The 15353-nt window shown below is 64.7% G+C and carries 12 protein-coding genes; 8 read left to right on the forward strand and 4 right to left on the reverse strand.

Going from position 1 to position 15353, the window contains the following annotated elements; all coding sequences use genetic code 11:
- Positions 1 to 87: 87 nt before the first annotated feature.
- The 4 genes from APH25_RS22305 to gap all read right to left on the reverse strand — a co-directional run bounded on the left by APH25_RS22305 (position 88) and on the right by gap (position 5507).
- Complete coding sequence (locus tag APH25_RS22305; protein WP_060483426.1) at positions 88 to 2679, reverse strand: TonB-dependent receptor; 2592 nt, start codon at positions 2677 to 2679, stop codon at positions 88 to 90.
- Positions 2680 to 2830: 151 nt separating this feature from the next.
- Positions 2831 to 3793, reverse strand: a complete 963-nt coding sequence (locus APH25_RS22310; RefSeq protein WP_060483427.1) for a FecR domain-containing protein — start codon at positions 3791 to 3793, stop codon at positions 2831 to 2833.
- An 86-nt stretch (positions 3794 to 3879) separates the two neighbouring features.
- Complete coding sequence (locus APH25_RS22315) at positions 3880 to 4392, reverse strand: RNA polymerase sigma factor (RefSeq protein ID WP_060483428.1); 513 nt, start codon at positions 4390 to 4392, stop codon at positions 3880 to 3882.
- A 113-nt stretch (positions 4393 to 4505) separates the two neighbouring features.
- Positions 4506 to 5507, reverse strand: a complete 1002-nt coding sequence (gap, locus tag APH25_RS22320) for a type I glyceraldehyde-3-phosphate dehydrogenase (RefSeq protein ID WP_028631481.1) — start codon at positions 5505 to 5507, stop codon at positions 4506 to 4508.
- Positions 5508 to 5770: 263 nt separating this feature from the next.
- Here gap and edd point away from each other — a divergent pair, with 263 nt between their 5' ends.
- The 8 genes from edd (at position 5771) to APH25_RS22360 (ending at position 15350) form a co-directional block, all read left to right on the forward strand.
- The gene (gene edd, locus APH25_RS22325) at positions 5771 to 7597 is read left to right on the forward strand and encodes a phosphogluconate dehydratase (RefSeq protein ID WP_060483429.1); all 1827 of its coding nucleotides are present in this window, start codon (positions 5771 to 5773) and stop codon (positions 7595 to 7597) included.
- Complete coding sequence (locus tag APH25_RS22330) at positions 7594 to 8553, forward strand: glucokinase (protein ID WP_060483430.1); 960 nt, start codon at positions 7594 to 7596, stop codon at positions 8551 to 8553. Before edd ends, APH25_RS22330 begins: the two co-directional genes overlap by 4 nt.
- 1 nt (position 8554) lies before the next feature.
- Positions 8555 to 9280, forward strand: coding sequence for a two-component system response regulator GltR (gene gltR / locus APH25_RS22335; RefSeq protein ID WP_028631478.1), 726 nt, complete (start codon positions 8555 to 8557; stop codon positions 9278 to 9280).
- Positions 9261 to 10715: an ATP-binding protein gene (locus APH25_RS22340; RefSeq protein ID WP_060483431.1), complete on the forward strand. Its 1455-nt coding sequence runs from the start codon at positions 9261 to 9263 to the stop codon at positions 10713 to 10715. The genes gltR and APH25_RS22340 overlap by 20 nt, the downstream gene beginning before the upstream one ends.
- A gap of 122 nt (positions 10716 to 10837) precedes the next feature.
- Complete coding sequence (locus tag APH25_RS22345) at positions 10838 to 12088, forward strand: AGE family epimerase/isomerase (protein WP_060483432.1); 1251 nt, start codon at positions 10838 to 10840, stop codon at positions 12086 to 12088.
- Between the two features lie 103 nt (positions 12089 to 12191).
- Positions 12192 to 13478, forward strand: a complete 1287-nt coding sequence (locus APH25_RS22350) for an ABC transporter substrate-binding protein (protein ID WP_060483433.1) — start codon at positions 12192 to 12194, stop codon at positions 13476 to 13478.
- 125 nt (positions 13479 to 13603) lie between these two features.
- Positions 13604 to 14512 (forward strand): carbohydrate ABC transporter permease, encoded by a 909-nt coding sequence (locus APH25_RS22355; protein ID WP_028631474.1) that lies wholly within the window; start codon positions 13604 to 13606, stop codon positions 14510 to 14512.
- Positions 14505 to 15350, forward strand: a complete 846-nt coding sequence (locus tag APH25_RS22360; RefSeq protein WP_060483434.1) for a carbohydrate ABC transporter permease — start codon at positions 14505 to 14507, stop codon at positions 15348 to 15350. The genes APH25_RS22355 and APH25_RS22360 overlap by 8 nt, the downstream gene beginning before the upstream one ends.
- The last annotated feature ends 3 nt before the right edge of the window (positions 15351 to 15353 follow it).

Raw genomic sequence — 15353 nt, forward strand, 5'->3', positions numbered from 1 at the left:
GCGGGTGCGTAAAAAAAGTGATGACCGGCTGGTGGGGCGCCGCGTGGGCGGCGCATCGCGAGCAACGCTCGCGCCACCGAGGGCCTGTCAGATATCCCAGACGACGTTGATGCCAAAATTGCGGCCCGGCATGCTCAGGCGGTCGATGTTGGCGGGTTGGGTCACTGCTGCTTCACCCTGGCCGTCATAGCTGCGCACCGAGTCCCACTGCCAGTATTTTTTGTCGGTGAGGTTGTACAGGCCCGCGTTGATGGTGACGTCGTCGGTCACCTTGTAGTACCCGGTCAAATCCAGCACGCCGTAGCCGGGGGTGCGGAACTTCGATGCCGAGCCATCGGGGGCGTAGTAGGTGCTGTCGTCGACGCGGGTCTTGCGCTTGACCAGCGTCCAGCTCAGCAGGCCACCGTAGTGCTGTTGGTCATAGCCCAGGCCGAACACGCCTTTGAGCGGGTTGACAGTGTTCAGCGGCTGGCCGCTGTCATCGTTGCGGCCGTAGGTGTAGGCCAGCGAGCCCTGCGCATACAGGCCTGGCGCAGCGCCAAGCTGATCGAGGTTCAGGCGGCCCTTGACCTCGGCGCCCTTGATGGTGGCGTGCTTGATGTTGTTGGCCTGGAAGGTCTGCTCCAGGTTGCTGCTCTGCACGGCGTCTTCGTCGATGAAGTCGCGGTACTTGTTGTAGAACACCGCCACATCGAAGTGGCCAGCATCGAAATTGCCACGCAGCCCGGTTTCGAAGCTCTTGCTCTTTTCTGGTTCCAGGTTTGGGTTGCCCTCAACCCGGTAACCCTGGTCCAGGTTCTGGAAGCGACCGTACATGGCCTTGGCGGTTGGCGTACGGAAGCCCTCGGCGTACTGGCCATAGGCGGTGTAGTGGTCGTCGAACGCGTAGGTCAGGCCGAATTTGGGCGAAACCCGGTGCCAGTTGCGGGCAGAATCGTCCTGGGTGGTAGGCGCCGTACCGGTGGCTTCCAACCCGCGCAGAAAACGTTCGGTGAAACGCGGCTCCATGCGGGTGTAGTCGTAGCGGGCACCGGGCAGGAAGGTCCAGTTGTGCCAGCGGATTTCATCCTGCACGAACAGGCTGTAGGTGTTCACGGTCGGGTCCGGGAAATCGCTGACCAGTGCCTGGCCATCGCGAGCACTGTCCTGGCCGATACCACGGCAGGTGCCGCCGATGTTCACGCAAGTGCCGGTGCCGCTGCGTGACCCGGTGATCTTCTCGTGCTTGAGGGTAGTACCGTAGGTCAGCAGGTGGTCGGTTTCGCCCAGGCTGAAGGCTTTGTCCAGCTGGGCGTCGAATACCCATTGGCGGTCCTTGTAGGTGGTCTGACGGTCGCGCAGCACCTGCCGCCCGGAGGCCACGTACAACTCGTCGGTGCGTTGGTCGGTCTTGGCGATCTGGTAATTGAGGCTCCACTTGACCTGGTCGGCGAGCACGCTGTCGAGCGCGAACTGGTGGTTGATGCCAAAGCGCTCGCGGGTGATGGTGTCGTTGCCGGTGCGCATGCGGTAGGAATTCATGGCGCCAAAGCCGGGAATGAACGGGCCCCCCACTGCACTCAGAATGTTCTGGTCACGGTCGTCCTTGTAGCGCTCGTAGGTCAGGCCCAGCCGTGCGTCATCCGCCAGGTTCCAGCCTACCTTCGCCAGCACGTTGGTGGTGCGCGCGTCCATGGGGTTGGCTTCGGTGCGCGACAGGCCGGTGCCGCCATGGTTGCCGTAGCTCTCGGTTTCGTGGCCGTTGCGCTGGCTCAGGTGCAGCAGGGCATCTACGTCACCCTGGCGCCCAGCGACGGTGGCGGAGGTCAGCCAGCTTTCGTCTGCCGAGCTGTAGCCGGCCTTCAGGCGGGCGCCGGCGTCCTGGCCGGGCTTGATGATGTCTTCCGGGTCCAGCGTGAAGTAACTCACGGCACCGCCGATGGCATTGCTGCCGTACAGCACCGACGCAGGCCCGCGCAGGATCTCCACGCGCTTGACGATTTCCGGGTCTACGTAATTACGCTGGGTTTGCGCGTATGGGCCGTAGAAGAAGCTGTCCGGGATCGACACCCCGTCGATCTGGGTGAGGATTCGCTCACCATCGATGCCGCGGATGTTGAAACCGTTGAGGCCGCTGCGCTGCCCGGTGCCGGCTACCGAGACACCGGGTTCGTAGCGCACCAGGTCCTGGATGCTGTTGATGTTGTTGCGGTCCAGTTGCTCGCGGGTATGCACGCTGACCGTACTGGGCACCTGCGCCACGTCCTGGGCGCTGCGGGTAGCACTGACGGTCATCTGCTGCAGGGCGACCACGCTGCCACCGGCTTTGCTTTCAAGTACCACGTTACCGTTGCTGATCTTGCGATACGCCAGGCCCGTGCCCCGCAGCAGGCGCTCCAGTGCTGCCTCTGGTAGCAGGGAGCCTTGCACCCCTGGGGAGGCGACGCCGTCGGCCAGTTGGGCGTTGAAACCCACCTGCCAACCGGTGACCTGGCTGAACGTGTTAATCGCCGATACCAGGGGTTGCTGGTGGATGCTGAAGCGGTAGTCGCCCATGCGCGAGGTGCTGGCGCTGGCAGCTGGCTGGTCCGCCCAGGCCGGCAGGCTACAGGCCCCGCAGGCGAGCAGCGCCAGGGTCAGCAGAGACAGACGCCCCGAACGGTGAGGGCGGGTGGACGGGCAATGGGTACCTGTGGACATCGAAAGCGCTCCCTGACGCGCGGTCTGTAATAGGTGATAGCTGCTCTTGCTTTGAACAAGAATCAGTTGCATTGGCTATGACGAGACGGACGAGCCCTTCAGAGTGCGTAAAAATAATTCGCGCACGGCGCCTGCTGCGGGTCAAAAGCGGTCAGTTCAGGATGACCAGCGCGGGGTATTCATGTAGCTGTGCGGAGGTGATATGTGCCAGCGCGCGCAAGGTTTCCAGCGGCTGGTCCAGGCGATAGTTGCCGGTGACCGCAACGTCTTCAAGGCGCGCGTTGCGGTTGATGATCCAGCCTGGGTAATAGCGGCGCACTTCGGCCAGTACCTGGCTGAGTGGGCAGTTCTCGAATACCAGGCGGCCGTCGACCCAGGCCAGGTCCTTGCGCATGTCCAGGCGCTGGGGTGTACCAAAGCCCTGCGGGCCCACGCTGATGCTGTCGCCCGCGCGCAGGCGGATGCGCTGATCACGTTCGCCCTGCAGGTCGACATCCCCGCGCTGTACCCTGACCAGTGCCTCACCACCCAGGTAGCGCACGGCAAAATCGGTGTCGCGTGCCTGTGCCCGCAACGGCCCCGCCTGCACTTCGAGCGGCTGCGGCGCGCCCTCGGGTACCTGGAAGTAGGCTTCGCCCTGCAGCAGGCGGGCAACTTCGCGCCCGCCCTTGCGGTCACTGGCAAAGGCCGAGTTGGTGTTCAGCAGCACCTTGGCCCCACCTTGCAGCTCCACACGCTGGCGTTCACCCACCACAGTGAGGTGATCGGCCTGCAGGCGCAGGGGCAGGTTGCCGAACGTGAACAGCCCGGCCACCAGCAAGGCTGCCGTGGCCAGGGGTTTCCAGTGGCTGCGTACGCGGCCACGCCAACTGCGGCGCTGTTGCCGGTGCAGCTGGGTAGCGGCCTGGTGCACCGCTGCGCCGTTCCACAAGGCTTCTGCTGCAATGTAGGCCTCTGCGTTTTCCGGCGCGGCGCTTAGCCAGGCCTCGAACGCCTGGGTGTCGGCGGCGTCGGCGCACTGCAGGCGCACCAGCCAGTCCAGCGCCTCGTCCTGGGCACGTGCACGGGGGCTGGGCCCGGCAGGTGACGGGCGAGGGGCGGGGTGGTCTGTCACGGTGAGTCCTTGCGTGGTTGATTCCGGATGATCAGGGCTCCGGCACGGCGTGGCAAGTGGCTGGGTTTGCTACGGGCCCGTAACGCTCATTCGAGCCGCTCGGCCACACCCAAGCAGATCGCCATGATCAGTTTCAGTTCCTTTTGCACCGTACTGGACGACACCCCCAACTGCTCGGCAATTTCCAGGTAGGTGGCGCCGTGCAGGCGGTTGAGGAGGAAGATGCGCTGTTGGCGCTGGCTCAGCTGGTTCAGGCTGACGCTCAGGTGCTTGAGCAACTGTTCGGCGTGGGCGGCGTCTTCGCTGCTGCTGGCCGGGGCGGCCACGTTGTGCAACACGGCTTCTGGCACATCGTCCACCAGCATGCGTGCCTGCACCCGGCGAGCCCGCAGGTGGTCCAGTGCCAGGTTGCGGGCCGTCTGGAACACGAAGGGCTCGATGTGCTCGATGGGCCGCTCACCCAGCGCGCGGGTCACCCGCAGGTAGGTTTCCTGCAGCAGGTCTTCGGCGGTGCTGCGGTTACCGACCATGCGCTGCAAGGTGCGCAGCAGGGAGAGGCGCTGAACGAGAAAGACGGAGTTGAACCGGGACTGACTCACGGGGAAACCTGGCCGACGAAGGGTTAATGATAATGCTTATCATCACCTTCGCAGGTCAAGCGGTTAAATGTCATGAAAAGGTAAACGCCGTGCCCGCAGACACGGCGCGGCACCTAGCGCGCCTGGCAAAGGGCCAGGCAGTTGTCCAGCATGCGGTTGGAGAAGCCCCACTCGTTGTCATACCAGGCCAGCACCTTGAGCATGCGCCCATTGGCCCGGGTGTGGTTGGCATCGAAAATGGAAGACAGCGGGTTGTGGTTGAAGTCGCAGGACACCAGCGGCAGGGCGTTGTAGCCCAGTACCCTGGAGTGCTGGCTGGCTTCGAGGAACAACTGGTTGACCTGCTCGGCAGTGGCTTCGCGCTTGAGGTTGACGGTGAGGTCCACCAGCGACACGTTGATCACCGGCACCCGCACGGCCATGCCGGTCAGCTTGCCTGCCAGTTCCGGCAGCACCAGGCCCACTGCCTCGGCAGCGCCGGTTTTGCTCGGGATCATCGACTGGGTGGCGGAGCGGGCGCGGTACGGGTCGCTGTGGTACATGTCCGTCAGCACCTGGTCGTTGGTATAGGCGTGGATGGTGGTCATCAGGCCCTGCTCGATACCGAACTCGCGGTGCAGCACCTGGGCGATCGGCGCCAGGCAGTTGGTGGTGCACGATGCGTTGGAGATGACCTGGTGCGAGGCGCGCAGCACGTCGTGGTTGACCCCGTACACCACGGTGGCATCCGCACCTTTGGAGGGGGCTGACACAATCACTTTGCCAGCGCCTGCCGCCAGGTGTGCAGCGGCCTTGGCGCGGTCGGTGAACAGCCCGGTGCACTCGAAGACCACGTCGACGGCTTCGGCCTTCCAGGGCAGTTCGGCGGGGTTGCGGATGGCGCTGACTGCAATGCGGTCACCGTTGACCGTAAGGCTTTCGTGGTCGGCTTCGACCGTGGCGTCGAAGGTGCCGTGCACGCTGTCGTACTTGAGCAGGTGGGCGTTCATGGTGCTGTCGCCCAGGTCGTTGATGGCGACCACCTGCAGGTCCTGGCGGTAGCCCTGGGTGTAGAGTGCGCGCAGGACGTTGCGCCCGATGCGGCCGAATCCGTTGATGGCGATGCGAAGGGTCATGGCGATACCTCTGGCAGTCCGAGTGAAACCTGTGGCACAAAGATGCTTCACTGAAACGGTTTTGTTGTTGGAATTACAAGATTATTCACTTGCAGATAGAAAACAAGCCTTTTTAGTGGCAGTATTTTGTTTAAACCTACAACGAGTGGTTTGGCCCTTGGCCTTGCCGATGCCGCGCGACGCTCTACCATGAGCCTAGGCTGCAATCGGCGGGGCGCCGGCGCCTGGTAAACCGCCCTTACAATTAGCCTGGAGTCCAGTACATGCATCCGCGCATCCTTGAGGTCACCCAACGGCTGGTCGAGCGTAGCCGCGCCACCCGCGAACGCTACCTGCAGCTGATTCGTGGCGCCGCCAGCGAGGGCCCGATGCGTGCCAGCCTGCAGTGCGCCAACTTCGCCCACGGGGTGGCCGGGTGCGGCACTGAAGACAAACAGACCCTGCGCCTGATGAATGCAGCCAACGTGGCCATCGTTTCGGCCTACAACGACATGCTCTCGGCCCACCAGCCGTACCTGCACTTCCCCGAGCAGATCAAGCAGGCCCTGCGCGAGGTGGGTTCGGTCGGCCAGTTTGCAGGTGGCGTGCCGGCCATGTGCGACGGCGTCACCCAGGGCGAGCCTGGCATGGAACTGGCCATCGCCAGCCGTGAAGTGATCGCCATGTCCACCGCCGTGGCCCTGTCGCACAACATGTTCGACGCTGCGCTCATGCTGGGTATCTGCGACAAGATCGTGCCGGGGCTGATGATGGGCGCCCTGCGCTTCGGCCACCTGCCCACCGTGTTCGTGCCGGGCGGGCCCATGGTGTCGGGCATTTCCAACAAGCAGAAGGCCGACGTGCGCCAGCGCTACGCCGAGGGCAAGGCCAGCCGTGAGGAACTGCTGGAGTCGGAGATGAAGTCCTATCACAGCCCCGGCACCTGCACCTTCTACGGCACCGCCAATACCAACCAGCTGGTGATGGAAGTGATGGGCCTGCACCTGCCGGGTGCGTCATTCGTGAACCCCTATACGCCGCTGCGTGACGCGCTCACCGCCGAGGCGGCGCAGCAGGTCACCCGCATGACCAAGGCCAGCGGCAACTTCATGCCGCTGGGCGAAATCGTCGACGAGAAGGCCTTGGTGAATGCCATCGTGGCCCTGCATGCCACCGGGGGCTCCACCAACCATACCCTGCATATCCCCGCCATCGCCCAGGCCGCTGGCATTCAGCTCACCTGGCAGGACATGGCCGACTTGTCCGACGTGGTGCCGACGCTGTCCCACGTCTACCCCAACGGCAAGGCCGACATCAACCACTTCCAGGCCGCTGGTGGCATGGCATTCCTGATCCGCGAACTGCTGGATGCCGGCTTGCTGCACGAAGACGTCAACACGGTGGCGGGTCATGGCTTGCGCCGCTATACACAGGAACCCTTCCTCGACAACGGCAAGCTGGTATGGCGCGAAGGCCCGCAGCAGAGCCTGGACGAAAGTATCCTGCGCCCGGTGGCCCGGCCATTCTCGGCCGAAGGCGGCTTGCGGGTGATGGAGGGCAACCTGGGCCGCGGGGTGATGAAAGTGTCCGCCGTGGCCCCTGAACACCGCGTGGTCGAGGCGCCAGCGCGAATCTTCCACGATCAGCAATCGCTGGCCGATGCCTTCAAGGCCGGCGAGCTGGAGTGCGATTTCGTTGCCGTGGTGCGCTTCCAGGGCCCGCGTTGCAACGGCATGCCCGAGCTGCACAAGCTCACGCCGTTCCTGGGTGTGCTGCAAGACCGCGGCTACAAGGTGGCACTGGTGACCGACGGGCGCATGTCGGGTGCTTCAGGCAAGATCCCGGCCGCCATCCATGTATGCCCCGAGGCTTATGACGGTGGGCCGCTGGCACGGGTGCGCGAGGGTGATAGGGTGCGTGTCGATGGCGCTGAAGGTACGCTACAGGTCATGGTGACGGCCGATGTGCTGGCCAGCCGCGACCTGCCGCCGGCGCCCCAAGGCAACGACCTGGGGTGCGGGCGTGAGCTGTTCGGCTTCATGCGCATGGCGTTCAGCCCGGCAGAGCAGGGCGCCAGCGCCTTTACCTCTGCCCTGGAGAACCTGAAATGAAGGACCTGCTGGTCGGCGACATCGGCGGCACCAATGCCCGTTTTGCGTTGTGGCGTGACAACCAGTTGCACGAGGTGCGGGTCTTCGCCACCGAGGACTACACCAGCCCGGAGCAGGCCATCGAAACCTACCTGGAAGGCCTGGGCATTCCACGCGGCGGGCTTGCTGCTGCCTGCCTGGCGGTGGCCGGCCCGGTCAATGGCGACGAATTCCGTTTCACCAACAACCACTGGCGCCTGAGCCGCAGCGCGTTCTGCCAACGGCTGCAGGTTGGCCAGCTGCTGCTGATCAACGACTTCACCGCCATGGCCCTGGGCATGACCCGGCTGCGCGACGGCGAGTTTCGCGAGGTGTGCGCGGGCCAGGCAGACCCGTCCCGGCCAGCGCTGGTGATCGGCCCTGGCACGGGCCTGGGCGTGGGTTCGCTGCTGCGCCTGGGCGAGCGGCGCTGGCATGCCTTGCCAGGGGAGGGCGGTCATGTCGACCTGCCGGTGGGCAACGCCCGGGAAGCGGCGATTCACCAGCATATCCACGGGCAGATTGGCCATGTCAGCGCCGAAACCGTGCTCAGTGGCGGTGGCCTGGTGCGGCTGTACCAGGCCATGTGTGCGCTGGATGGCGACACGCCCAAACACCAGACCCCCGCGCACATTACCGATGCGGCACTGGGTGGCGAGCCGCGGGCACGGGCCGTGGTCGAGCAGTTCTGCCGCTTTCTGGGCCGCGTGGCCGGCAACAACGTGCTCACCCTGGGCGCCCGTGGCGGTGTGTACATCGTCGGTGGCGTGGTGCCGCGCTTTGCCGAGCTGTTCCTGCACAGCGGGTTTGCGGCCAGCTTCGCCGACAAGGGCTGCATGAGCGGGTACTTCCCCGGCATTCCGGTGTGGCTGGTGACGGCGGAGTTTTCCGGGTTGCTGGGGGCCGGGGTGAACCTGCAGCAGGCGCTGGACCACTGACATGAGCGCTGCCGGCAAATCCATCCTGATGGTGGACGACGATCAGGAAATCCGTGAACTGCTGCAAACCTACCTGAGCCGCTCGGGCTTCCAGGTCAATGCCCAGGCCGACGGTGCAGGGTTTCGCCACGCCCTGGAAACCACCCCCTGCGACCTGGTGATCCTGGATGTGATGCTGCCCGACGAAGATGGCTTCAGCCTGTGCCGCTGGGTGCGTCAGCACCCGCGCCAGGCCCGCGTGCCGATCATCATGCTCACGGCCAGCTCCGACGAAACCGACCGGGTCATCGGCCTGGAACTGGGTGCCGACGACTACCTGGGCAAACCCTTCAGCCCGCGTGAACTGCAAGCGCGCATCAAGGCCCTGCTGCGCCGTGCAGAGTTTGGCCAGGCTGCGCCGGGCACCGCCGTGCTGGCGTTCGACGAGTGGCGCCTGGACACCGTCAGCCATCGCCTGTTCCACCGTGACGGTGAAGAAGTGATCTTGTCTGGCGCCGACTTTGCCCTGCTCAAGCTGTTTCTCGACCACCCGCAGCAGATCCTCGACCGCGACACCATCGGCAATGCCACGCGGGGCCGCGAGCCCATGCCGCTGGACCGCATCGTCGACATGGCGGTCAGCCGCCTGCGCCAGCGGCTGCGCGATACTGACAAACCTCCCCGGTTGATCCGCACGGTGCGCGGCAGCGGCTACCTGCTGGCGGCGCATGTCTGCAATGCGCCCTGAACGGCGCTGGCGCCTGCTGCCGCGCTCGCTGCTGGGGCGCATGCTGCTGCTGACCTTGCTGGTGGTACTGCTGGCCCAAGGCTTGTCGAGCATCATTTGGGTGGCGCAATTGCGCGCCAGCCAACTGCAAGGCCTGCGTGCCAGTGCCAGCAGCCTGGCCCACTCCATGAGCGCCAGTGTCAGTTACTTCCGCTCGTTGCCGGTGGCCTACCGGCCAATGGTGCTCGACCAGTTGCGCAGCATGGGGGGCACACGCTTCTTCGTGTCGCTCAACGCCCGCCCGCTGGACATGCCGGTGCTGCCGGTTACGCCGCGCAAGCAGGCGGTGATCGATGTGTTCCAGCAAGTGCTGCACGAACGGCTGGGTTCGCAGATGGAGGTGTCAGTCGAATTCGTCGGGCCGGACGACCTGCGTATTTTCAATAGCGGGCTCAAGCTGGACGAGCTGCCGCGTTCCTGGGCCCATTATTCCCTGACCCTGGAGCCGCTCAAGCCGCCCGTGCTGGTCACGCAGATCCGCCTGGGCGAAGGGGAGTGGCTGTATATCGCCTCGTTGCTGCCAGAGCCCTACACCAGCCTTGAGGCGCAGCGCCTGCCGCGCCAGCAGCTTGGCTTCATCGTCCTGACCACGGCGTTGCTGTTGCTGTTCATTGGTTTGCTGGTGCATTGGCAAAGCTGGCCACTCAAGCGCCTGGCCCGTGCGGCGCGTGAGCTGTCGCTGGGGGCGGACGTGCCGCCGGTGGCCGAGGCGGGCGGCATCGAAGTGATCGAAGTCAGCCGGGCATTCAACAGCATGCGCGAGCGCATCAGCCGCTACCTGACCGAACGCAGCCAGCTGTTCAGTGCCATTTCCCACGACCTGCGCACCCCCATTACCCGTCTGCGGCTGCGGGTGGAGCTGCTGGAGGACGAGCACCTGCAAGCCAAGTTCAGCCAGGACCTGGACGAATTGGAGCTGCTGGTGAAGGGCGCGTTGCAGTGCGTGAAAGATACCGACATCCATGAAAACATCGAGCCGGTGGACCTCAACCAGGTGCTGGAGATTCTCGCCGAGCCCTATCTGCGCGATGGGCGCATCACCCTGGAAGGCAGGGCACTGGCGGCCTACCCAGGCAAGCCGCTGGCGCTGCGCCGCTGTATCGGCAACCTGATCGACAATGCCATCAAGTACGGCGAGCGGGCGCGGCTGCGCATCATCGACGGTGCGGCCGGCTTCGTGCTGCAGGTCGATGACCAAGGCCCTGGCGTGCCGCAGCAGCAGTTGGAGGAAGTGTTCGAGCCCCATGTGCGGCTTGCCGGGCACCAGCAGGGGTATGGGCTGGGCCTGGGTATCGCGCGCAACATCGCCCATAGCCATGGCGGCGAGGTAAGCCTGCTGAACCTGCGAGAGGGTGGCCTGCGCGTAACCTTGTACCTGCCCCGGGGCATGGACTGAGCCCCGTGCCGCCGTTGGCGTCGGCATGTCACTGACTGGTGACAAACCTGCCCCCGTTCGTGACACCCCGCCCAGCCCCGCTGGCTAGAATCGCCCCACGACTGGCAAGGATCGAGCTGGCCATGAATAACCACAACACCGCTTCGAACAGCTGGCTGGACGCCCCGGCGCATACTGCCTGGCGCCTGGCCGAAGGCCAACGGCTGCTGGCCTTCGCCAAGGCGGCAAGGCTGCCCGGTGGCTTCGGCAACCTGCAGGCCAACGGCCAACTTGCGCCGGGTGCTTGCGCAGAAACGCTGACCACCGCGCGTATGACCCACTGTTTTGCCCTGGCCCATTTGCAGGGTACCCCGGGTTGTCTGGCCTATGCCGAACACGGCGTGGCCGCATTGCGCGGCCCGCTGTGGGATGAGCATTACCGCGGCTGGTTCGCCCATGCAGAAGGGCGTGAAGACAGTGGCAAGGACGCTTACCTGCACGCCTTCGTTGCCCTGGCTGCCAGCTCGGCAGTGGTAGCCGGCGTTGCCGGTGCGCAGGCGCTGCTCACCTCCGCCATACAGGTCATCGAGCAGCATTTCTGGAATGAAGAAGAGGGCGCCCTTCAGGAAACCTTTTCCCGCGCCTGGCAACTGCCCGAGCCGTACCGAGGGGCCAACAGCAACATGCACGGCACCGAGGCGTTCCTGGCCCTGGCCGACGTCACCGGCAACAGCCTGTGGTTGCAGCGGGCCCTACGCATCGCCGAACGCATCATCCACACCCATGCGGCCGCCAGTGGCTACCGGGTGATCGAACACTTCGACGCCTTCTGGCAGCCGGCCAAGGACTACAACCAGGACCACCCGGCCGACCACTTCCGCCCCTATGGCACTACCCCCGGGCACTCCCTGGAGTGGGCGCGGCTGCTGCTGCACCTGGAGGCCAGCCTGCAGCGCTTTGGCCTGCCGGCGCCGGGTTGGCTGCTGGACAGCGCCCAGGCGCTGTTCGAGGCAGCCTGCCAGCAGGCCTGGCAGGCCGATGGCAGCCCAGGGTTTGCCTACACCCTGGACTGGGCTGGCCAGCCGCTGGTACGGGCCCGCCTGCACTGGGTGCACGCCGAAGCCTGCGCCTGTGCGGCTGCCTTGCTGCAGCGCACCGCAGACCTGCGCTACGAGCTGTGGTACCGCCGCTGCTGGGACTTCATCGCCGAGCATTTCATCGACCTGCAAGGCGGCAGCTGGCACCACGAACTCGACCCGCACAATTGCCCGGCCGGCACCCTCTGGCCTGGCAAGCCCGACCTCTACCACGCCTACCAGGCCTTGCTGCTGCCAGGGCTGCCGCTTGCCCCGAGCCTGGCCACCGCGTTGGCCGGCAATGTAACCAAACGATGACAATCGCGCATCGCTTCGTTACCTGGCGGGGCGCGCACGCTGTTTAGACTCCATGCAACGCAAGCGACCGACTTGCACGGCATAACAACAATAAGGTGTTTCAATGACTTCCTACCTTCGTCTCGCTGCCGCTATCTCGCTGGCCTCGCTAACCCCTCTCGCTGCCCAAGCTGCCGACTCCAAAGGCACTGTCGAAGTGGTGCACTGGTGGACGTCCGGGGGTGAAAAAGCCGCCGTCGATGTGCTCAAGGCCCAGGTCGAAAAAGACGGTTTCACCTGGAAGGATGGCGCCGTTGCCGGTGGTGGTGGTGCCACCGCCATGACCGTGCTGAAAAGCCGTGCCGTAGCGGGCAACCCGCCGGGCGTGGCCCAGATCAAGGGGCCGGACATCCAGGATTGGGCCGCCACCGGGCTGCTGGACAGCGACGTGCTCAAGGACGTTGCCAAGCAAGAGAACTGGGATTCGCTGCTCGACAAAAAAGTCGCCGACACGGTCAAGTACGACGGTGACTACGTGGCCGTGCCGGTGAACATCCACCGCATCAACTGGCTGTGGATCAACCCCGAAGCCTTCAAGAAAGCCGGTATCGACAAGGCGCCCGCTACCCTCGACGAATTCTACGCAGCCGCCGACAAGCTCAAGGCCGCCGGCATCATCCCGCTCGCCCACGGCGGCCAGCCTTGGCAGGACAGCACGGTGTTCGAGACTGTGGTGCTGTCGGTAATGGGGCCGGATGGCTACAAGAAGGCCTTCGTCGACCTGGACAACGCCACCCTCACCGGGCCTGAAATGATCAAGGCGTTGGCCGAACTCAAGAAGCTTGCCACCTACATGGACCCGGACGGCAAAGGCCAGGACTGGAACCTGGAGGCCGCCAAGGTCATCAACGGCAAGGCCGGCATGCAGATCATGGGCGACTGGGCCAAGAGCGAGTGGACCCTGGCGAAGAAAACCGCCGGCAAGGATTACCAGTGCGTACCCTTCCCGGGTACCGACAAGGCCTTCCTCTACAACATCGATTCGCTGGTGGTGTTCAAGCAGAAGGATGCCGGCACCGCCGCAGGCCAGCAGGACATCGCGCGCAAGGTCATGGGTGAGGAATTCCAGAAGGTGTTCAGCACCAACAAGGGGTCCATCCCGGTGCGCAACGACATGCTCGCCGACATGGGCAAGTACGGTTTCGATGCCTGCGCCCAGACATCGGCCAAGGACTTCCTGGCCGACGCCAAAAATGGCGGCCTGCAGCCAAGCATGGCGCACAACATGGCCACCACGCTGGCCGTGCAGGGGGCCTTCTTCGATGTGGTGACCAACTACATCAACGACCCCAAGGCCGACCCGGCCGATGCGGCGAAGAAGCTGGCGGCGGCGATCAAAGCGGCCAAGTAACGCGCTCATGGCCGTATCGCCGGCCAGCCGGTGCCTGCAGGCATGCCTGTGTGGCGCGGGCTGGCTGGCGGCAGGGCCGGGACTGACTTGTACAAGGGGCTGCCCAGGCCCCGGGTAATCACACCATGACTACAGCAACCGCGAAACTGCGGGCATCCCCCCTGGACGCCTTGCAGCGCTGGCTACCTAAACTGGTACTGGCGCCCAGCATGTTCATCGTGCTGGTAGGGTTCTACGGCTACATCCTCTGGACCTTCGTGCTGTCCTTCACCACCTCGACCTTCTTGCCCACTTACAAGTGGGCGGGGCTGGCCCAATATGCGCGGCTGTTCGACAACGACCGCTGGTGGGTGGCGAGCAAGAACCTGCTGGTGTTCGGTGGCCTGTTCATCGCCATCAGCCTGGCCATCGGCGTGTTGCTGGCGGTGCTGCTGGACCAGCGCATCCGCCGCGAAGGCTTCATCCGCACCATTTACCTGTACCCCATGGCCTTGTCGATGATCGTTACCGGTACGGCCTGGAAGTGGCTGCTGAACCCGGGCATGGGCCTGGACAAGCTGCTGCGCGACTGGGGCTGGGAGGGGTTTCGCCTGGACTGGCTGATCGACCCTGACCGGGTGGTGTACTGCCTGGTGATTGCTGCGGTGTGGCAGGCCTCCGGGTTCATCATGGCGATGTTCCTGGCGGGTTTGCGCGGCGTCGACCCGTCGATCATCCGTGCGGCGCAGATCGACGGTGCCAGCCTGCCGCGCATTTACTGGAAGGTGGTGCTGCCCAGCCTGCGCCCGGTGTTCTTCAGCGCCGTGATGATCCTGTCGCACATTGCCATCAAGAGCTTCGACCTGGTGGCGGCGATGACCGCAGGTGGCCCGGGCTATTCGTCCGACCTGCCGGCCATGTTCATGTACTCGTTCACCTTCAGCCGTGGGCAGATGGGCATGGGCTCGGCCAGTGCCATTCTGATGCTGGGCGCCGTGCTGGCCATCCTGGTGCCCTACCTGTATTCCGAACTGCGGAGCAAACGCCATGCATAGCGCTGTGGACAAACCGGCCTTGAGCCCGGCGCGGCTGGCCATCCATGCCGTGCTGCTGGTGGCGGTACTGCTGTACCTGGTACCGCTGGTGGTGATGCTGCTGACCAGCTTCAAAACCCCCGAAGACATCGGCACCGGCAACCTGCTGAGCTGGCCGACGGCGATCACCACCGTGGGGTGGGTCAAGGCCTGGGGCACGGTGAGTGGCTATTTCTGGAATTCGATGTTGATCACCGTGCCGGCGGTGGCCATTTCCACTGCCATCGGTGCGCTGAACGGCTACGTGCTGTCGATGTGGCGGTTCCGCGGCTCGCAGCTGTTCTTCGGGCTGTTGCTGTTCGGCTGCTTCCTGCCGTTCCAGACCGTGCTGCTGCCGGCCTCGTTTACCTTGGGCAAGCTGGGCCTGGCCAGCACCACCACCGGGCTGGTGCTGGTGCACGTGGTCTACGGCCTGGCGTTTACCACGCTGTTCTTCCGCAACTTCTACGTGAGCATCCCTGATGCACTGGTGAAGGCCGCACGGCTGGACGGTGCCGGGTTCTTCACCATCTTCCGGCGCATCATCCTGCCCATGTCCACGCCCATCATCATGGTCTGCCTGATCTGGCAGTTCACCCAGATCTGGAACGACTTCCTGTTTGGCGTGGTGTTTTCCAGCGGCGACTCGCAACCGATCACCGTGGCCCTGAACAACCTGGTCAACACCAGCACCGGGGCCAAGGAATACAACGTCGACATGGCCGCGGCAATGATCGCCGGGCTGCCGACGCTGCTGGTCTATGTGGTGGCAGGCAAATATTTTGTGCGCGGGCTTGCGGCCGGCGCAGTCAAGGGGTAAGTC

The organism is Pseudomonas sp. NBRC 111119 (genome assembly GCF_001320125.1).
Taxonomy (GTDB): Bacteria; Pseudomonadota; Gammaproteobacteria; order Pseudomonadales; family Pseudomonadaceae; genus Aquipseudomonas; species Aquipseudomonas parafulva.